The sequence below is a fragment of the Micromonospora sp. NPDC047465 genome, assembly GCF_040643125.1.
Classification (GTDB): domain Bacteria; phylum Actinomycetota; class Actinomycetes; order Mycobacteriales; family Micromonosporaceae; genus Micromonospora.
Genome location: NZ_JBEYTP010000030.1, coordinates 20,303 through 38,542, shown reverse-complemented (window position 1 = coordinate 38,542; position 18,240 = coordinate 20,303). Strand labels below are relative to the sequence as shown.

General features: G+C 70.7%; 19 protein-coding genes. 6 read left to right on the top strand and 13 right to left on the bottom strand.

Annotated elements, in window-relative coordinates; genetic code table 11:
• Positions 1-143: 143 nt before the first annotated feature.
• Complete coding sequence (locus ABZ793_RS24310; RefSeq protein ID WP_357461221.1) at positions 144-476, bottom strand: putative quinol monooxygenase; 333 nt, start codon at positions 474-476, stop codon at positions 144-146.
• A gap of 153 nt (positions 477-629) precedes the next feature.
• Positions 630-1,793 carry a DUF418 domain-containing protein gene (locus ABZ793_RS24305; protein WP_357461219.1) on the bottom strand — a complete coding sequence of 388 codons (1,164 nt, stop codon included), beginning with the start codon at positions 1,791-1,793 and terminating at the stop codon, positions 630-632.
• Positions 1,794-1,875: 82 nt separating this feature from the next.
• Between ABZ793_RS24305 and ABZ793_RS24300 the strand changes: the two genes are divergently transcribed.
• From ABZ793_RS24300 to ABZ793_RS24290, 3 genes are all read left to right on the top strand, one after another.
• On the top strand, positions 1,876-3,012 hold the full coding sequence (locus tag ABZ793_RS24300; RefSeq protein WP_357461217.1) for a sensor histidine kinase: 1,137 nt from the start codon (positions 1,876-1,878) through the stop codon (positions 3,010-3,012).
• Complete coding sequence (locus ABZ793_RS24295) at positions 3,009-3,695, top strand: response regulator transcription factor (RefSeq protein ID WP_357461214.1); 687 nt, start codon at positions 3,009-3,011, stop codon at positions 3,693-3,695. The genes ABZ793_RS24300 and ABZ793_RS24295 overlap by 4 nt, the downstream gene beginning before the upstream one ends.
• A 271-nt stretch (positions 3,696-3,966) precedes the next feature.
• Positions 3,967-4,599 (top strand): hypothetical protein, encoded by a 633-nt coding sequence (locus tag ABZ793_RS24290; protein ID WP_357461212.1) that lies wholly within the window; start codon positions 3,967-3,969, stop codon positions 4,597-4,599.
• Positions 4,600-4,715: 116 nt separating this feature from the next.
• On the opposite strand, the gene ABZ793_RS24285 is transcribed toward ABZ793_RS24290, so the two are convergent.
• The 9 genes from ABZ793_RS24285 to ABZ793_RS24245 are packed head-to-tail and all read right to left on the bottom strand — an operon-like array spanning position 4,716 to position 13,286.
• Positions 4,716-5,261: an OsmC family protein gene (locus ABZ793_RS24285; protein WP_357461210.1), complete on the bottom strand. Its 546-nt coding sequence runs from the start codon at positions 5,259-5,261 to the stop codon at positions 4,716-4,718.
• A 38-nt stretch (positions 5,262-5,299) separates the two neighbouring features.
• Complete coding sequence (locus ABZ793_RS24280) at positions 5,300-5,926, bottom strand: VOC family protein (protein ID WP_357461208.1); 627 nt, start codon at positions 5,924-5,926, stop codon at positions 5,300-5,302.
• 39 nt (positions 5,927-5,965) lie between these two features.
• A complete protein-coding gene (locus tag ABZ793_RS24275; RefSeq protein WP_357461206.1) occupies positions 5,966-6,574 on the bottom strand; it encodes an alkylhydroperoxidase domain protein in 609 nt (202 codons plus the stop codon).
• Positions 6,571-7,182, bottom strand: coding sequence for a CMD domain protein (locus ABZ793_RS24270; protein ID WP_357461204.1), 612 nt, complete (start codon positions 7,180-7,182; stop codon positions 6,571-6,573). The genes ABZ793_RS24275 and ABZ793_RS24270 overlap by 4 nt, the downstream gene beginning before the upstream one ends.
• Positions 7,179-8,216, bottom strand: a complete 1,038-nt coding sequence (locus ABZ793_RS24265; protein ID WP_357461202.1) for a putative FMN-dependent luciferase-like monooxygenase — start codon at positions 8,214-8,216, stop codon at positions 7,179-7,181. The genes ABZ793_RS24270 and ABZ793_RS24265 overlap by 4 nt, the downstream gene beginning before the upstream one ends.
• The gene (locus ABZ793_RS24260; protein ID WP_357461200.1) at positions 8,213-9,835 is read right to left on the bottom strand and encodes an ABC transporter ATP-binding protein; all 1,623 of its coding nucleotides are present in this window, start codon (positions 9,833-9,835) and stop codon (positions 8,213-8,215) included. The genes ABZ793_RS24265 and ABZ793_RS24260 overlap by 4 nt, the downstream gene beginning before the upstream one ends.
• Positions 9,832-10,692: an ABC transporter permease gene (locus ABZ793_RS24255; RefSeq protein WP_357461197.1), complete on the bottom strand. Its 861-nt coding sequence runs from the start codon at positions 10,690-10,692 to the stop codon at positions 9,832-9,834. Before ABZ793_RS24255 ends, ABZ793_RS24260 begins: the two co-directional genes overlap by 4 nt.
• Positions 10,689-11,633, bottom strand: a complete 945-nt coding sequence (locus ABZ793_RS24250; RefSeq protein ID WP_357461194.1) for an ABC transporter permease — start codon at positions 11,631-11,633, stop codon at positions 10,689-10,691. The genes ABZ793_RS24255 and ABZ793_RS24250 overlap by 4 nt, the downstream gene beginning before the upstream one ends.
• Before the next feature lie 15 nt (positions 11,634-11,648).
• The gene (locus tag ABZ793_RS24245) at positions 11,649-13,286 is read right to left on the bottom strand and encodes a TIGR04028 family ABC transporter substrate-binding protein (RefSeq protein WP_357461191.1); all 1,638 of its coding nucleotides are present in this window, start codon (positions 13,284-13,286) and stop codon (positions 11,649-11,651) included.
• A gap of 581 nt (positions 13,287-13,867) precedes the next feature.
• Between ABZ793_RS24245 and ABZ793_RS24240 the strand changes: the two genes are divergently transcribed.
• Positions 13,868-14,851: a hypothetical protein gene (locus tag ABZ793_RS24240; protein WP_357461189.1), complete on the top strand. Its 984-nt coding sequence runs from the start codon at positions 13,868-13,870 to the stop codon at positions 14,849-14,851.
• A gap of 148 nt (positions 14,852-14,999) precedes the next feature.
• Positions 15,000-15,308, top strand: coding sequence for a hypothetical protein (locus ABZ793_RS24235; protein WP_357461185.1), 309 nt, complete (start codon positions 15,000-15,002; stop codon positions 15,306-15,308).
• Here ABZ793_RS24235 and ABZ793_RS24230 read toward each other — a convergent pair.
• Together ABZ793_RS24230 and ABZ793_RS24225 are read right to left on the bottom strand one after the other, a co-directional pair.
• Positions 15,305-15,916 (bottom strand): dihydrofolate reductase family protein, encoded by a 612-nt coding sequence (locus ABZ793_RS24230; RefSeq protein WP_357461182.1) that lies wholly within the window; start codon positions 15,914-15,916, stop codon positions 15,305-15,307. The genes ABZ793_RS24235 and ABZ793_RS24230 overlap by 4 nt on opposite strands.
• A 181-nt stretch (positions 15,917-16,097) precedes the next feature.
• A complete protein-coding gene (locus ABZ793_RS24225; RefSeq protein WP_350705795.1) occupies positions 16,098-16,841 on the bottom strand; it encodes a GntR family transcriptional regulator in 744 nt (247 codons plus the stop codon).
• A 278-nt stretch (positions 16,842-17,119) separates the two neighbouring features.
• On the opposite strand from ABZ793_RS24225, the gene ABZ793_RS24220 reads away from it, so the two are divergent.
• Positions 17,120-18,220 carry an ABC transporter substrate-binding protein gene (locus ABZ793_RS24220; RefSeq protein WP_357461178.1) on the top strand — a complete coding sequence of 367 codons (1,101 nt, stop codon included), beginning with the start codon at positions 17,120-17,122 and terminating at the stop codon, positions 18,218-18,220.
• The last annotated feature ends 20 nt before the right edge of the window (positions 18,221-18,240 follow it).

Sequence of the window (18,240 nt, the reverse complement as noted above, 5' to 3'; positions counted from 1 at the left end):
CCTGGTTGTTGCGTGCCCCGTTCGACAACCAGGACTCTGCCCGAGGCCCCTTACGGTTCGCTTCACGTGCCCTTACGGACCACCCTTCCGCCGGCCGCCGCGCATCGGCGACGACCGAGCAGTCGCGCGCTCGCGACTGGTGGTCAGCTGCGGTCGGGAACGGCCATCTCGCCGAGCAGGGACCAGTCGTCCTGCGGGATCGTCACGTTGACGATGCGGGGCGTCTCGGCGAGGTGCGGCGGCAGGGTCTGCTGCGCCGCCCTGAAGTGCTCGGACTGGACGTGTGCCGCGCCGGCGTTCTCGTCGCGGAACGCCTCGACCAGGACGTACTCCGTCGGGTCGTCGACGCTGCGGGACCAGTCGAACCACAGGCATCCCGGCTCACGGCGAGTTGCCTGGGTGAACTCGTCGGCGATCTCGGGCCACCGGTCGGCGTGTTCGGGCAGTACCCGGAACTTGGCGGTAATGAAGATCATTGACATCTCCCGTTCGTAGGTGCCTCGTCACCCGGCCGGCGCTGGCCCGATTGCCGGCGTACCGGCTCGCCAGCGTGAATCGAGACGGTGAGGCCCGTGCACAGGTGGGACTGGCGGCGTCCACCCTATACGCCCGGAATGCAGTGCCCTTGGTCAGGTTCGCCACGAATCACGGGGTGGTCCCGGTGGTCCCGGTCGTCGTGGTGGGGAGACCGACGTCGGCCGCTCTCCCCGGGCGGCGACCCGCAGGGGCGGGCGGCGAGCCCAGGTGGCCCACCGCCAGAGCCACTCAAGCGGGCCGCTGCGGTACCGGGTCAGCCAGAGGGTGGACCACAGCCATTGGACGACGAGGACAGGGCCGGCGATCAGGAGGGCCGTCGTCACGGGCCAGTCCTCCGGCCGGCCGCCGACGAGCCTGGCGGCCACCAGCACCAGGATCGTGGCGGTCAGGTAGTTGGTCAGTGCCATCCGACCCAACGGCGCGAAGACGGTCCGCAGGGCCGGGCGGAGCGGCGTCCTGAGCAGGACCAGCAGGGCACACACGTAGGCCCCGGCGAGCAACAACCCGCCCAGGGACATCGAGAGGCTGGCGTCGCTGTCCTGGTCGCTGCTCAGCGACTTGGTCTGCGACCACAGGAACGGCGCGGCCGCTACCGCGAAGACCAGGCCGAGCACGGCCGGCACCGTCGCAGACTGCCCCATTCGGCCGATCACGCCGTACCGGGTGAGGGCTGAGCCCGCCAGAAACAGCCCGGCGATCAGAACGAAGTGGCTGTCTCCGATGATCAGCGCGGTGACGATGAGGAGGGTGCCGAGGATCGCCACCGTCCACCGGGGCAGCCAGGTCGAGGGGAGCAGGATCAACAGGCCGACGATGGCGTAGGCGTGCAGGATGTCGCCTTGCCACAACAGCAGATGCGCCACACCGATCGCGAGCAACAGCAGAAGCCGGCGTAGCAGGAGCACCCGTGGACGGGCAACGCGCCCCTCGGCGGAGGCCAGCAGCAGCGAGAACCCGATGCCGAACAGGAACGCGAAGATCGGAAAGAAGCGCTGCTCGACAAGGAGCCCCATCCACGCGTGCCCGTCGTCCAGGCCTGCCGGCGGTCTCGCCTCGACGACGACCCGACCGACGTTGGCTATCGGCTGGACGTTGGCCAGCAGGATGCCACACAGCGCGAAGCCGCGAATCACGTCGAGCGCGGCGATACGTTGTCGGCCCTCGGGGCGCGTCGGTGGGCGCTCGGCTTCGAGCGTCAGGCGAGAGTCGTGATGTGACATGGGGTTCATCCTGCGGACACCGCCGGCCGCCGGCATCGGGCCAAAGCACACTCCGCACTGTCGGCGACCGTACTTTTGACCGGTTCGGTGCGGATGGAGATCTCGTAGTCTGAGCAGAATGGGTCTTCACGATCGGCTGAGCCGGCCGGCCGATGTCGGCCTCGGCGTCCTCTCCGCCGCCGTACTCGCCCTCCAGGCAGTCGCGATCGCGCAGACCTGGGGTGGCGGCTACTGGCAGTTCGACTGCGCCGCCGGCGCGGTGATGTACGGAATTGCCCTGCTCCGCCGGCGTCACCCAACCGGGGCAGCGGCTGCGGGCCTCGCCGTCGCGGCGACCGCCATCCTGGTCTCCCGACTTGCCCACCTGCCCGCCGAGCCCAGCCCCGCCATGGTTCTCGTCCTGTCCGTGCTCGTCGGCTCGGCGGTCAGGGCACTCCCCGTACCGTTGGCCGGCGCCGTCGCGGCCGCCGGGCTCGCAGTGGTCGCCAGCACCCGGCTCGCCTTTCCCGGCGACCCGGGAAGCCGGGCCGTGACGTCGTGGAACGCGGCCGGGTGGCTCGCGGCTGTCGCGCTCGGGCTGGGTCTACGGTTGCTCGACGCCCGCGGCCGGGCCGTCGCCGAGCAGGTGCGCCGGGACGAGCGCATGAATCTGGCCCGGGAGCTGCACGACGTCGTCGCCCACCACGTCACCGGCATCGTGCTCCAGGCCCAGGCCGCCCAACTCGTCGCCGGCAAGCGCCCGGAGACGCTGGCCGGCGTGCTGTCCGGCATCGAGCAGGCCGGCTCCGACGCGTTGGCCGCGATGCGGCGCGTCGTCACCCTGCTGCGCGACAGCGACGACGTGCCGCCAGCCGCCGTCGTTCCCGAGCGGCTCAGCGAGTTGGTCAACCGCTTCGGCGGCCACGGACCCACGGTACGACTGCGAATGCCCGACGGAGAACCCGAATGGCCACCCGAGGTGACCAGCACCGTCTACCGGATCGTCCAGGAATCGCTGACCAACATCTCCCGCCACGCCGCCCACGCCCACTCGGTCATGGTCACCGTCACCCAGGATCGGTCGGCCGTCACTGTCGAGGTCGCCGATGACGGCAAACGGGTCCGCCCCCGACCTCACCACCTCGGCGGGTACGGCCTCGTCGGAATGCGCGAACGCGTCGAAGCCCTCGGCGGCACGCTGCGGGCCGGCCCGCGAGAGGGCTCCGGCTGGTGCGTACACGCCACCCTGCCCGTCCCCACCCCGGAGCCGCGATGACCATCACCGTCCTGCTCGCCGACGACCAGACGATGGTACGCAGCGGCCTGCGGCTCATCCTGGAGAATCAGCCCGACATCAGCGTGGTCGCGGAGGCCGCGGACGGTGTCGAGGCGCTCGCCGCGGCCCGACGACTCCGCCCGGACGTATGCCTCGTCGACATTCGGATGCCCCGCCTCGACGGCATCGAGGTGACCCGCGCGCTGGCGGGTCCCGGCGTCGTCGACCCGCTGCGGGTGGTCGTGGTCACCACCTTCGACCTCGACGAGTACCTCTACGGTGCGCTGCGTGGCGGGGCGGTCGGTTTCGTCCTCAAGGACGCCGGCCCCGCGCTGCTCGTCGAGGCCGTTCGGGCCGCCAGCGTCGGCGACGCGCTGATCTCCCCGTCGGTCACGCTGCGGCTGCTGCGCCACCTGGCGGTCACCGCATCACCCGGGAAGTCGGGACGTCAGCCGCTCCGGCCACTGTCCGAACGGGAGACCGAGGTGGTCAGGGCCATCGCCGCCGGCCGTACGAATCAGGAGATCGCCGCCCAGCTGTTCATCTCCCTCAGCACCGTCAAGAGCCACGTGTCCGGCATCCAGACCAAGCTCGGCGTCCGCAACCGGGTGGAGATCGCCGCCTGGGCCTGGGAGAACCGCATCGTGGGCGGCGGGCGGCAGTCGGATCTCGGGCCAGGGTGACCGGACGGGAACCGAGACGGGCCACCGCGCGCTCACTACCCTGTTGGATGATCCTGGGCACAAGTCGACAGCGATAGGGCTTCACATGACCGACAGTCACCCTCCATACGGAGGGCAGCCGGATCCAAACGTCACCTCCCGGAGCGGGCCGCCGGCCCCGCAGGGCGGGCATCCCGGACACGGCCAGCCACGGCAGGCACCGCGGTTCGAGGCTCCGGCCCTGCCGCCGCAGAAGCCGAAAAGGGCTCTGGTCATCGGTCTGGCCGCCGCCGTGGTGGCCCTGCTCGTACTCGCCGGCGTCGGGTTGGCCCTCGTCGACGACGACGAACAGACCCCGAGCGCAACCAGCGGCGGGCCGGGCGCGGACGCCTCCCCCACCCCTGGGGGGTCCGAGTCGCAGGAGCCGGGCGACAACGCGGTGACCGCCCGCTCCGACAGCGACCTGGGCAACGTCTGCGAGGGCAGCCAGATCCTCAACGCGGCGCCCTACAACGGGCCGTCGGGCGCGAAGGCGTACACATTCGCGAACTCCCCCGACCGGCCGGCGCTCTGGTCGTCGACGTCGATCGCCTCAGACAAGCCGTACCACGCCGAGAGCACCGACTTCGAGTCGGTGTCGGTCGTCGGATGCCTGGAGTTCGTGGGCGGCCAGGGCACCCCCCGCGAGTGCGAATACACCGACCTCGGCAACAGGCGGGTCACCATCGACTATGTCGCGTCGCGCTACAAGCTGACCTTCTACGCGGCGAAGACCGCCGAGAAGATCGGCGACGGCGGCACCGTGAGCACCCCGGCGAACCGCTGCCCGACCTTCCTCTCGTCGTACAACAAGAACACCGACAAGGCGTACGCCTCGCCGGACACCGACGCCGTCGAGACGGCCCTGGACAAGTTCCTGTCCTGAGCGGCAGGGTCGAGATCGGGGAGGGACGGTGACCCGTCCCTCCCCAGCGCCCGCAGGCCGCCTCTGTGGACCCGCCCGCCACCGCCCGCACCGGCATGCGCGCCGCTGCCGGCGAGTCAGGCGGCTCGGCCCTGCTCGTCCCCGTCGGCCCGAGTCACCCGAGTCACCGAGCCGCTGATCTCCTGCGGATTGCGCAGCAGGTTGAGGATCGGGCACACCCGTTGCACCTCAGCGTGCAGTCGTGCCAGGTCCTCGTCGAGGGCCGGCGAGTCGACCCGCACCTCGTAACGGAAGTTGTACGGGTGGACCGGCGCCTCGGTGTTCCCGGGCTCCTGGGCACGTGGGTCGTACTCGGCCTGCACGTCCACCGCCAGGGAGTCGAGCGGGATCTCCAGCTCCGCTGCCTTGATCAGGAAGATGTGCGTCACGCAGCTGCCGAGCACGCCGGCCTGCAGCTCCGGGGAGCCGGGCCCGAGATCGTAGCCGGCGAAGTCCGGACCGCTGTCGCTGATGACCTGGAAGTCACGGATCCGGATGCGCCGTACGCCGCTGCGTCCCTCGGCGGTGACCCGGGCGCGCAACGGAACGGGGCCGCGGTCCGGGGCACGGCGCGCGGTCAGTGCCGCCCGCTTCTGGGACAGGTATTCACGAAGGTTACTCACAGCATTCGCTCTCTTCTGGGTGTTGTCCGATCGGCCGCTCAGCGCAGAGTCACCGAGCCGCGCGGGGTGTCGAGTACCGCCTCCAGCGCGGTCTGCGGTCCGGCGGTCACGTCGAGTTCGACGCCGAGCGCGGCGAGGTCGCGGCGGACCACCGACGGGTCCGGGTGCGTCGCGGTGAACGAGGCGAGCCGCACCTGCGGCAAGCCGGAACGCGCGGGATGTTCCGTGCCGCCCCAGTCGATGAGGATCGGCACCAGCCCGCCCGCCGCCCGTTCCTTTCGTCGGGTCAGCCGCCAGGACAGCAGCACCCCGTCGGGTCGACGACGGGACAACGGCTGGATCTCGCCGGGGTCGTACCCGCGTTCGCGCGCGAGGCCGACCGTCTTCTCGATGTCGTCCGGGTGCACCGCCCAGGTGGCGAGGCGAGGCTCGGTCAGGGCGTCCAGGCCGAAGGTGCTCGGGCGGAGGGCGGGATCGGCCTCCGGATCCGGACCGATGATCTCGAGGTATGCGGTCGGGCCGAACCCGACGAGGTAGTTGGCGGTACCGCCAGGGTGCCGGCCCCCGGGAACGGGGGTGACGCCGGTGCGCGCCGCGAAGTCGGCGACACCGGCGGCGAGGTCGGGCACCGCGTGGACAAGGTGGTCGAGTCGGGGCTCGGTCACGTCACTGCCTTTCGTACGAGGACTGGTGGCTGGCGGCGCTCACGCGGCCGGTGGTGGAGTCGGCTCCCCGAGGGAGAGCATGAGTCGGTTGGCCCAGTTGAAGAAGGCGGCCGCCTGCAGCAGGTCGCTGATCGCCAGGTCGTCGAGACCGACCGCGCGCAGGGCGTGGATGTGCTCGGCGGTCAGCGCGGCCGGCGTGGCCGTGAGGGCCACTGCGGCGTCGACGATGGCCCGCCAGCGCTCGTCCTGGGGTGCGTCGACCCCCTCGTCGAGCAGCCGCTGCACGTCGTCGGGGCGGTTGGAGTGGTGCGAGGCGAACCGGGCATGGACGGAGGCGCAGAAGACGCAGCCGTTGCGGCGCGAGGTTGCCGCCGCCGCGAGTTCCCGCTCCGCCCGCGGTAGGCCCCCGTCCGGGTTGTAGAAGATGTCCTTGTCGGTCTTCGTCCGCGCGCGCAGGATCTCCGGGTCCCGCGCGAGCAGCAGGAAGTAGGGGAAGTTGGCGCGCGCCTTGTCGACGAGCGCCTCCCGATGGACGTCGGTGAGTTCCGCCTCGCTCAGCGGTGCGAGCCAGGGCTCCCAGCCGAGTTGGTCCTGGGTGAAGGCGAGCGACCGCGCGGCGGCGGGACGGTCGAGCACGGTGTCGGTCACGACGGGGATTCCTTTCTGGGTGGCACGGCCAGCAGCCGAAGGCTCGTGACGAGGCGCACCTGGAAGCTGAGGAAGGCGACGAGCTGCGACAGGGTCACCACGTCGGTGGTGCTCCAGCCGGCGTCGAGGAGTGCCTGCAACGCCTCACGGCTCGACTCGCGCGGACGGAACACCAGGAGGTGGGCGTGTTCCAGTGCGGCGGCGAGTCGCGTTCCCAGCGCGTCGCGGTCGTTCGTCCGGTACGCCGGCCCCGCCACGCTCTCCGCGGCGAGCGGACCGGGCGCCGGGTAGGCGCCGTACGGGCCGGTGGTCCTGCCTGCCTCGGCCTCTCTCGCGACCGCCGCGGCCAGCCGCGGTGAGTGCTCCGCCAGCCGGGCGGCGTAGAAGTCGGCGGTCGCGGCGTCCTGGTGGAGAGCGGTCACGAACGCGGCGACGGCGAGCCGCTCGGTCGTGGTGACCGCCCCGGCGAGGCGCGGCGAGAAGAGGGCCTCGTAGCTCGCCTGTGCGTTCCTCCTGGCCTCCGGTCGCCGGTGGCGGATCCGGTCGAGGTGGGAAGCCGGCTCGATGCCGACCAGGTGGTCGATGACGTCGGCGACGGATGTGCTCATGCTCTGCTCAGCTCGGTCGACGGGTCGGCGGTGGTGCTCGACGTCCAGCCGAGCGCGGGCGCGACCTCGGTCGCGAGCAGCTCGATCGAGCGGAGGACGAACGGATGCGGAGGGTCGACCGAGTGCACCTGGAAGACCAGGTCGGTCGAGCGTTCGAGGGTCGGGTCGGCCTCCAGGCTGGCGATGACGTCGTCCGGGGTTCCGACGTGCACGTCGAACGCGGCGATGAGCTGCGCGAGGCCCCCGTCCGGCACGGGGTGGCCCTTCGCCCTGAGCTGCCGCGCGGCGCGACCGAGCCCTGCCTCGGCGACGCGCAGCGCCTCGGCGCGGCTGTCGGCGACGAAGGCCGTACGCGACGCCATGATCCGCGGCGGCACACCATCCGGCAGGTTGTCGTGGTAGGCGTCCACGATGGGACGCTGGATCTCCGCCAGCGTGGCGTGCGGGGCGTCCTCGGTGCGCGGCTGGGTACGCGAGAGCATCAGTCCGTTGCCGGCCTTCCCGGCGCGGGCTCCCCCGCTCACCGAGAAGGTCGCCTCCCAGATGGCGTCGAGCAGGCGCGGCGCCGCCGGGTAGAGGTGGTTGCCGTCGTCGCCGAGGGCGCGGCCCGACCAGGCGTCGACGAGCACCGCGAGATGCTGGGCGTAGATGGCCGAGCGGTTCGCGCTGTCCTGCCCGAACGCGCTGAACGACGAGGGGGTGCCGCCGTTGCCGACGCCGACTTCGAGCCGGCCGCCGCTGAGCAGGTCGAGCACCGCGGCGTCCTCGGCGACGCGAACCGGGTTCTCCAGCGGCAACGTGATGATGCCGGTGCCGAGACGGATCCGACTGGTCTGCGCGGCGACGTGCCCGAGGAACACCAGCGGTGCCGGCAGCCCGCCCTCGGCTGCGTGGAAGTGGTGCTGGGCCACCCAGGCGGAGTCGAACCCGTACGCCTCGGCGTGCCGGATCTGCTCGGCGGCCAGCCGGTAGCGCGCCTCCGCCGGCCCGTCGTCGAGCAGCCGGGTGAAGAACCCGAGTCGCGGACGGCTCATGCCGCCAGCTCCGCGACGGCGCCGGGTACGGCGGCGAGCAACTCGGGGGTGTACTCGTGCTGCGGCGTCTCGAAGACCTGCCGCGTGGTTCCGGTCTCCACGATGCGTCCCTTTCTCATGACCGACACGGTGTCGGAGATCTGCCGCACCACCGAGAGGTCGTGCGAGATGAACAGGTAGGTGAGCCCGAGTTCGCGCTGCAGCCCGTCGAACAGGTCGAGGATCTGCGCCTGCACGGTCACGTCGAGCGCGGAGACCGCTTCGTCGAGCACGAGCACCTCCGGGTCCACGGCCAGCGCGCGGGCGATCGCGACGCGCTGGCGCTGACCGCCGGAGAGCTCACGCGGCTTGCGGTCGAGCACCGTCTGCGGCAGGGCCACCCGGTCGACCAGGTCCCGCACCCGCTTGCCACGGCCGGCCCGGTCACCGAGCCGGAAGTTGCGCAGCGGTTCGGCCACGATGTCGCCGACGGACTGCCGGGGATCGAGCGAGCCGGCGGGGTTCTGGTAGACCAGTTGCACCCGGCGGCGCAGTTGGCGCAGTTCCTCGCCACGCAGCCGCGCCACGTCGGTGCCGCCGATCGTCACGGAACCGGAGGTCGGCGCGGCGAAGCGGACGACCATCCGCGCGGTCGTCGTCTTGCCGGACCCCGACTCGCCGACGAGGGCATGCGTCGTCCCCCGCCGTACGTCGAACGAGACCCCGTCGACCGCCCGGAACGTCTTGCGCCCGACCCGGAACTCCTTGACCAGGTCGCGGGCGACGATCGCGGGCGGCTGCCCGCCGGCGGAGCTTCCGCCGCGCGCCGGAGGGGGGACGTCGCGGAACTGTCGTGGCGCCAGCGACGGGGCGTCCCGCAGCAGTCGCCGGGTGTACTCGGCTTCCGGTCGGGCCAGCACCGCCGCGGTAGCCCCCTGCTCCTCGACCCGCCCGTCGCGCATCACGACGAGCCGGTTCGACCGGTCGGCGGCGACGCCGAGGTCGTGGGTCACGAGGATCACGGCGGTGCCGAACTCCGTACGGAGGTCGTCGATGAGGTCGAGGATGCGCCGCTGCACGGTGACGTCGAGCGCGCTCGTCGGCTCGTCGGCGATGACGAGCTGTGGTTCGAGGGCGATCGCGCTGGCGATGAGGACGCGCTGACGCATCCCGCCGGAGAGTTCGTGCGGATACTGCCGGGCGCGCAGCTCGGGGTCGGACAGGCCGACCCGGTCGAGCAGTTCGATCACGCGGCGCGAGATGGCGCGTCGGTCGCCACGCTTGTGGATCCGCAGCGTCTCGCCGATCTGCGCGCCGATCGTCATGACCGGGTTCAGCGAACTCGTCGGGTCCTGCGGGATCAGGCCGATCTGCGCGCCACGGACCGACTCCAGACGCTTCGACGACCAGCCGGCGACGTCCGTGCCGTCGAGCAGGATCTGGCCGGAGTCGACGGACCCGTTCGCGGGCAGCAGGCCGATGATCGCGTGTGCCGTGGTCGACTTGCCGGAACCGGACTCTCCGACGACCGCGACGACCTCGCCGCGTTCGACGGCGAACGAGATGCCGTCGACCGCGGGGTGGACGTGGTCGCGGGTGCGGTAGGAGACGGTCAGGTCGCGTACCTCGAGCAGGCTCATCCGTCCTCCCTGCTGATCGCGCGGCTGATGCGGCTGGCGGCGAGCACGACGAGGACCACGACCACGCCCGGCAGGGTGGTCAGCCACCACGAGGTGGCCAGGTAGTTGCGTCCTTCCGAGATGAGCAGCCCCCACTCGGGGGTGGGCGGCTTCACGCCGTAGCCGAGGAAGCTGAACGTGGAGATGGCCAGGATCGCGGCGCCGAACTGCACCGCGGCGAGCGCCACGACGGGACCGAGCGAGTTGGGCAGCACGTGCCGCCGGAGCACGGTGGTGAACCGGCCTCCGCTGCCGAACGCGGCCTCCACGTAGTCGGCGCGCCGGACCCGTACCACCTCTGATCTCGCCAGCCGGGCGAAGGCCGCCACCGAGCCGATGCCGACGGCGATCGCCACGTTGATGGTGCCTGGGCCGAGCAGGATGATGGCCGTCAGCGCGAGCAGCAGTCCCGGGACCGCCAGCAGCACGTCGACCACCCGCATCACCAGCTCGTCGAGCAGGCCGCCGACCGATCCGGCGAGCAGCCCGAGCAGCGTGCCCAGCACGAGCCCGACCGCCACGGCGACGAACGCGCCGGACAGCGAGCGGGCGGAGCCGTGCACGACGCGGGCGAAGAGGTCCCGGCCCAGGGCGTCCGTGCCGAAGAGATGCTCGGCGCTCGGTGCCTGGAGCTTCTGCGCCGGTACGCCGTTGATCGGGTCGTGGCCGGTGAACAGGCCCGGCGCGACCGCCCACAGCACGACGACGGCGATCGCGAGCCAGGCGAGCACGAGCGCGACGGGTGGCCGGCGCAGCGGCAGCCGGGCCGGGGCCGGCCGCGCGGGCCGGAGGGCGTCGATACCGGATCGGGCGGTCATGCGGTGACACCGACCTTCGTCGTCAGTCGTGGGTCGAGAACGGGACAGAGCAGATCGACCACGAGGTTGACCAGCACGAACACGGCTGCGGCGAGCACCACGACGGCCAGCATCACCGGGGTGTCCTGGGCGGTGACCGCCTGTTCGGTCAGCCGGCCGATGCCGTTGCGGCCGAAGACCGTCTCGGTCACGACCGACCCCGCGATGAGCTCGCCGAAGGTCACCCCGGCGATCGTCAGCGTGGGTAGCAGCGCGTTGCGGGCGACGTGCCGCCAGAGGATCCAGCGGCGCGAGGCGCCCTTGGCGGCCACCACCGCGACGAACGGCTGCGCGTGAACCCGGTCGAGGCTGCGGGCCAGGACCTGCGCCAGCGGCGCCGAGATCGGTACGGCGAGAGTCAGCACGGGCAGGACGAGCTGTTCGAACCGGGTGCCGCCGATGACGGGCACCAGTCCGAGCTGGAACGAGAACACCTGGATCAGCACGATGCCCAGCCAGAAGGTGGGGACCGAGATGAACAGCGACGGCACCGCCAGCAGCGCACCCCGGATCCAGGCGAACCGGCTGTGGCTCGACACGAAGGCGATGGTCACGGCGATCAGCACGGCGACGAGGAAGCCGAGGCCGGCGAGTTCGGCGGTCGCCGGCAGGCCCTCGGCCAGCCGCTCGATCACCGGCGTGCCGGTGTCGATCGAATAGCCGAAGTCACCCCGCAGGAAGCCCAGCAGCGTGTGGACGTACCGGACGATGCCCGGCTCGTCGCCGCCGTACAGCTGGCGGATCTCCGCGATCTGCTCGGGCGAGAGCCCGAGTTCCGGGTTCTGGAACTTGATCAGAATGGAGTCGCCCGGCAGCAGTTGCAGCAGCACGAAGCCGACGGTGAAGGCGGCCCACAGCACGAGTACGGCCTGCCCGACACGGAGCGCGAGATACCTGGTCATGAGCCGCCCGCCGCCCTACTTGTCCTTCTTGTACAGCCACACGTCGTAGAAGCTGGGGCGTGCGACCGCCTCGAAGCCGACGCCGTGCACGTACGGCGCGGCGCCGTACACCTGCGGCTCCTCGAACAGCGGGATCGCGTAGCCCTGCTCGATCACGTACCGCTGGATCTCGACGACCTTCGCGTTGCGCGCGTTCTCGTCGACGAGCGCGGACTGCTCCTCGAGCAGGCGATCGAGCTTCGGGTCATTGGAGAGCAGCACGTCCCGGTTCTTGGTGTGGAAGTGGCTCTTGATCACGTCCTGGTCCGCCCGTCCCACCATCGAGTGCGTGATGGCCGTCCGCTCGGCGTTCTTGATGTCCACGGCCTGGGTGCCGGAGTCCGCGGGGCGGACGTCGAGCCGCACACCGATCCTGGTCCACTGCTGGGCGACCAGTTCGAGGGTCTGCTTCGACAGCGGCTGCGGGCCGGAGACGAAGACGCCCAGTTCGAGCTTGCGGCCACCCTTCTCCCGGATGCCGTCGCCGCCGCGTACCCAGCCGGCCTGGTCGAGCAGGGCGTTGGCCCGGTCGGGGTCGTAGGCGAGTTGCGCGGACAGGTCGGTGTACCCCTCTGCCAGGTGGCTGAGCACCGAGGTCGCCACCGGGTAGCTGCCGGTGAAGAGCGTTTCGACGACCTCCTTGGCGTTGGTGCCCGCCTGCAGCGCCTTACGGACGTTGATGTCCTGCAGGATGCTGTTCGCCGGTCGCAGGTAGAGCCCGTTGTTGACGCCGCGGGTCGGCTCGGCGTAGATGCGGTGGCCGGCGGAGGTCACGGTCGCCTCGTCGTACGCCTGCACGTAACGCACGTAGTCGGCCTGCCCCGAGGTCAACGCGCCGACCCGGACGCTGTCCTCCGGAGCCACGATGATCTTGATCCGGTCGAGGTAGGCGCGCCCCTGGTGGGCGAAGGACGGCGGGGCCCAGTTGTAGTCCTCGCGGGCCACCAGTTCGATCTCCTTGTCGACGACCTGGTTCGCGACGGTGAACGGGCCGGACCCGACGACGTTCTTGAGCTGGCACTGCTCCTCGTACGGCAGCGAGATGGTCTTCTTGGACACGAGGCCTGCCCCGATCACCGACGTGCCCTGCAGGAAGCCGGGCGACGGCTTGTCGAAGTGGAACTTCACCGTGTCCTTGTCGACGACCTCGCTGCGTTCGTAGTTGTTGACGAACTCGGCCACCGGAAGCTTCAGGTCCTTGTTGCCGAGGCCGTACACGTCGTAGTTCGCCGCCACGGTCTCCGCGTCGAGCGGGCTGCCGTCGCTGAAGGTCACCCCGTCGCGCAGGTGGAACGTGTACTCGGTCGCGTCGGCGTTGACCTCCCAGGACTTGGCGACCCAGGGCTCGACCTTGAGTGTCTTCGGGTCCTGCCAGGTGAGTTTGTCGGTGAGCTGGTTGAGCACCCCGCCGTTCGGGTAGAAGCCCGCGGCCGGCAGGTAGAGGCAGCTCGGCGGCTGGTGCTCGAGGTAGACGAGCGTGCCGCCGTAGACGGGGTCGCCGGCGTCCTGCCCGGCACCGGGCGAGCCGCCGCCCGAGCAGGAGGCGAGCAACCCGGCCACGGCGAGGGCGGCAGCCCCCGTCAGCGCGGTGGACCGGAACCTGGATCGTGACATGCGTGATGGCCTTTCGTGCCGGCAAGGAAAACTGCGTGGAGGGGCGACGGGATTCAGGCGCAGGGCGACGTGCTCATGCCGGAGCCGCCCGGCGTCCGGGTGTCAGGGCCGCCGGGCCAGGCCGGCGAGAGGTGGGAGGTGACAGCGGTCGGATGCGCCGCGACGAGCGCTCGTGCGGGAGCAGCTGCGCGCCGCCGCGGAAGCGACGTCCTCGCCTACTCGGTCAGCGCGGACAGAGCGCGCTGCAGGTGCGCTGGTGGTCGACGTAGCGCCGCACGACCAGGGAAGTGACGATGCGCTTCCCGGTCGGCGAGTGGCTGCTACGGATCATGGTTGGGAAGTTATCCCATCGGTTTGGTAGGTAACAAATCCCTGCTCGCATCGTGGGATGCGCCGGAAGCCCCGGTGACCGCGGTGCCCCGGCCCCGACCAGTATGGTGTGCCCCTCCGGTGACGCCCGACAGGTCAGCGAGCGGCGGATACCGCCGATCGCGTCGATGCCGGTGCCTGGACGCGGTCACGAATGCCCAATCGGTCAGGGCGGGCGGACGTGTAGTTGTGTCGATCTTTATGATCGCCGGATGTTCGGACGCTTCCGCAAGCCGCCCAACCCGGATTCCGACTACAGCCAGGCCGATCTGGAGTTGCGCGCCGCGCGTGACCGGGCGCTCGCGGGTGACTGGGCAGCAGCCCGGGACCTGACCGAGGCCACTGGCCGGGACTGGGAGCTGCGCGGCCGCCGGCTCTCGGTGCTGGGTGGCGCTGCCGGTCAGTCCCCCCACTGGCTGGACGCGTGGGAAGCCGCTGTGCCGGACGACCCGACGGTCGCCATCCTGCGAGCTGACGCCCTGATGGACCTGGCTGGCGAGGCCCGGGGTGCCGCGTCTGCTCGCGAAACCAGCCGGGAGCAGTTCCAGGAGTTCCACCGACTCTCCGCCCTCGCGGCCCGGGCCAGCCAGCGCGCGGTGGAGCTCAACCCCGACGACCCCTACCCATGGGTGGTCCGCCTGACCTCGATGCTCGCCGACGGCCACCGGCAGCGTGACGAGTTCCTCGCGGCGATGGGCGAGTCGGTCAAGCGCGACCCGTACAACTTCGAGACCCACCTCATGGCGGTGACCTTCCTCTGCGAGAAGTGGTACGGCTCGCACGAGCAGATGTTCGCCGCGGCCCGCGAGCCCGCCGCCGCCGCGCCCGTCGGCTCATCGGTGGCGATGCTGCCGCTGCTCGCCCACTTCGAGTACGCGCTGCGCGAATACGGCTTCGACACGCGGGCGGAGTCGCTGGCCGCGAAAGCGAGCTACTTCCGCCGGCCCGAGGTGATCCGGGAGATCGACGCGTGCGCCGCCAAGTGGCGCGGGGCCGGCGAGCCTCGCCTGATCGGCCGGGGCATCACGCTTCGGCACTGGCTGGCGCTGGCCAACTACCTGGCCGAGCATGACCGAAAGGGCACCAGGGCCCTGCTCGCGCAGATCGGGCCCTACCTCGGAAGCACCGCGACGTACGGCTACTTCTGGATGCGGCAGACCGAGGGCTTCCACGCCGTCTGGAAGTGGGCCAGATGAATGAGCAGGCCGGGACCGGGCACGCTCCGGCCCGACGCTCTGTCGCGAATTCCGCTACCACGGTGCAGGCGCGGCCGCCTACGCTCGCACCGTGGCCAGGATTCGCAAGCGGAGGATTCGCGTCGCCGGCCTCGATTACCGATGGATGGTGAGTCACGTCGACCCCGGTCACGTCGTGGTCAGGGTCTGGCACATCGCAACCAGGAGCAGCCAGTTGGAGGTCCAGGTGGCCTTCGACGACCCGTGGCTCAACTTCGGACCGATCATCACCGCACCTGCGGACCGGGTGGCCGAGGTGTTCGCCCTGGCCCCGGTCACGCCACGGCTGGTCGCGGAACTGATCCAGGCGGCGCTCGCCGGGGGCTGGCCGGTTCATGGTGACGGCGGGCCGCTGCGCTTCACGCTCGGTCGGGGCCGTGAACGGCTGGAGCCCGCGTCCGGTGCGACGCACCGTTAGACGGCGAGGTTGCCGTAGCTCGGGATGCCTGCCGTCATGTAGGTCAGTTGCAGTGCGCCGTTGGAGTGGGTGATCGACTCGGCGAGCCGGAAGGCGGTGGGCACGGTGCCCCCGGCGAACAGCCGCTTGCCGCTACCGAGCACCAGCGGATAGAGCCACAGGTGCAGCCGGTCGACGAGGCCGAGGCGCAGCAGCGACTGCACCAGGTCGAGGCTGCCGATCACGTGGAGCTCGTCGTGGCGATCCTTCAGCCCGGCAACGCCCTCGGCGAGATCACCGCTGACGAGCGTCGATCCCTCCCACCCCAACGGCTCGGCAAGCGTACGGCTCGCCACGTACTTGGGCACCCGGTTGAGCAAACCGGTGAAGGGGATCTCCGCAGGCGCCTTCGGCCAGTAGGCGGCGAAGATCTCGTACGTCTTCCGACCCAGCAGCAGCGCGTCCATGCTCGCGGCCTGCTCGAACATGGCACTGCCGGACTCCTGGTCCACCAGCGGCGCCTGCCACCCGCCATGCGCGAAGCCGCCGTTGCGGTCCTCGTCGGGCGCCCCCGGCGCCTGCGCCACCCCGTCCAGCGTCACGAACTCCGTCACGACGAGCTTGCCCATCTGACGCTCCCTCCACTCCCCGATCCGCCCCTCGACCGGACCGCGCGACGGATCGAGAACCATCGGCCTGATCCGTGGGCCGAAGCCAGCACTGCCGCCTACCGGCCGCCCCTGGGAGCAACGATCCGACGCGCGGCCGGTTTCAGTACGGTGGGCACCCGCCGCTCGGGTGCTGCCGAGGTCAGCGGATGCCGACGAAGAAGCGGGTCTGGTCGCTGCGGTGCAGTGCGTAGTAGGCCTCGAACCGGGTGCCGTCCGGCAGCCAGGCCACGGACTCGATGCCGAGCAGGGGCGTCGAGGCGGTGACCTCGAGCAGGGCGGCGTCCTCGGGTTCGGGGAAGACGGCTTCGATCCAGCGGTCGGCCCCGACAGGTTCGAGCCCGTACCGGCGGCGCAGCACGTCGTAGAGGGACTGATTCTCCAGGACGGCGCGGTCCAGGCCGGGCACCAGCCGGGCGGGCAGCGCGGTGTCGACGAGCAGCCAGGGCTGGCCGTCGACACCCCGGAGCCGGCGCATCCGCACGACCGGCTCGCCGACCGGAATCTGCAACAGGTCCGCCTCGCGCTGGTCCGCCGGGCTGAGGCTCTGGCTGATCGTGTGGGTGGTGACCCGGCGTCCCGACTCCCGCAGGTCGTCGGCGGAGCCGGACACGGAGCCGACGAAGCGCAGCTCTGTCTTGCGGGGAGCGACGAAGGCGCCCCGCCCCTTGACCTTGTAGATCATCCGTTGCTGGACGAGCTCACGCAGCGCCTCACGGACGACGGTGCGGGAGACGCCAAAGAGGTCGGTCAGCTCCGCCTCCGACGGCAACGGCTGGTCCGGGGCTATCTCACCGGCCTCGATCTGGCCGCGCAGCTCCCGCATCAGCTGCATCCACAGCGGCTCGCTCCCATCGCGGGTGAGCCGCCGGTACGTCATCGTCATGGACTTCCTTCCCCATCGACCGGATACAGCATGCCATGACCGCGCAGCCCTGTCATGACAGGAAGCGAGGGTCGTTTGCCAGCCCAATCACCGAATTGGCACGTTAACGTAACCACCATCACTGTGACTTGAAACACGTTTGTCATCTAGATCTAGCCAACCTGTCACTACAGGTCTGTAATGACTGGACCTCACCGCGGCCCCTCAGCTGCGGTCGGCTGACTGAGCACGTCCACTCCCGCTCCGACGGGTTTTCGCTCTATCTGGAGGCCCCCACCATGCGTACCCATCCCTCGTCCCGACGGCGGCGCACCGCCGTCGTGGCCGCGCTCGTCGCGACGGTCGCGGTCACCGCGGCCGGCTGCGGCTCCGGCGCGAGCGGCGGCAACGCCAAGGACGGCGACAAGCCGTTCATCGCGCTGAGCAACGGCTTCATCGGCAACGGCTGGCGGCAGACCATGATCGCCAAGTTCGAGGCCGCCGCCACCAAGGCGCAGAGCGACGGGCTGATCGGCAAGTTCAAGGTCGTCAACGCCCCCGGCGAGAACTCGGCCACCGAGCAGGTCGCCCAGATCAAGAGCCTGCTGCTGCAGAAGCCGGACGCCCTGCTGATCGACCCGGCCTCGCCGACCGCGCTCAAGCCGGTCATCCAGCAGGCCTGCGACGCCGGCATCAAGGTCGTGGTCTTCGACTCGGCGATCGACGCCCCCTGCGCCCACGTGCTGCTCAACAGCTTCAAGGACTGGGCGACGGCCGCCGCCGAGCCGCTGGTGAAGGGCATCGGCGGCAAGGGCACGGTGATCGTCAGCCGGGGCGTGGTCGGCTCCCAGCCCGAGGCGGAGATGTACCAGACCACGCAGGACATCCTGGCCAAGAACCCGGACGTCAAGGTCGCCGCGACCGTCAACGGCATGTGCGACGGCGCCAAGGCGCAGAAGGCCGTGCTCGGTGTGCTGTCGAGCGTGCCGCAGGTCGACGGGGTCATCGGCTGTGGTGACGGCTACGGCGTCGCCCAGGCCTTCACCAGCGCGGGCAAGCCGGTCCCGGCGGTCACCTTCGAGACCAACGGTCGCGCGCTGAAGTACTGGCAGGACAGCAAGCTCGACAACGGCTCGGTCGCGGTCATGTCCGACCCGGGCCAGTCGGTCGCCGCCCTGTGGCAGGCGATCGACCTGCTCGACGGCAAGGACATCCCGAAGGAGATGACCTTCCCGATCGTGCTGGTGGAGCAGAAGGACGTCGCCGCGTGGGCCGGCGTCCTGAAGCCCGACGAGTACGCGGCATGGCCGTGGACCCAGGAGCTCTTCCGCAAGCAGGTCGAGGCCGTGAAGAGCGGCGGCGCCCCGGTGCAGCCGCCGATCCCGACGGCTGCCGGCTGACCAAACAGCAACAGAGGAGC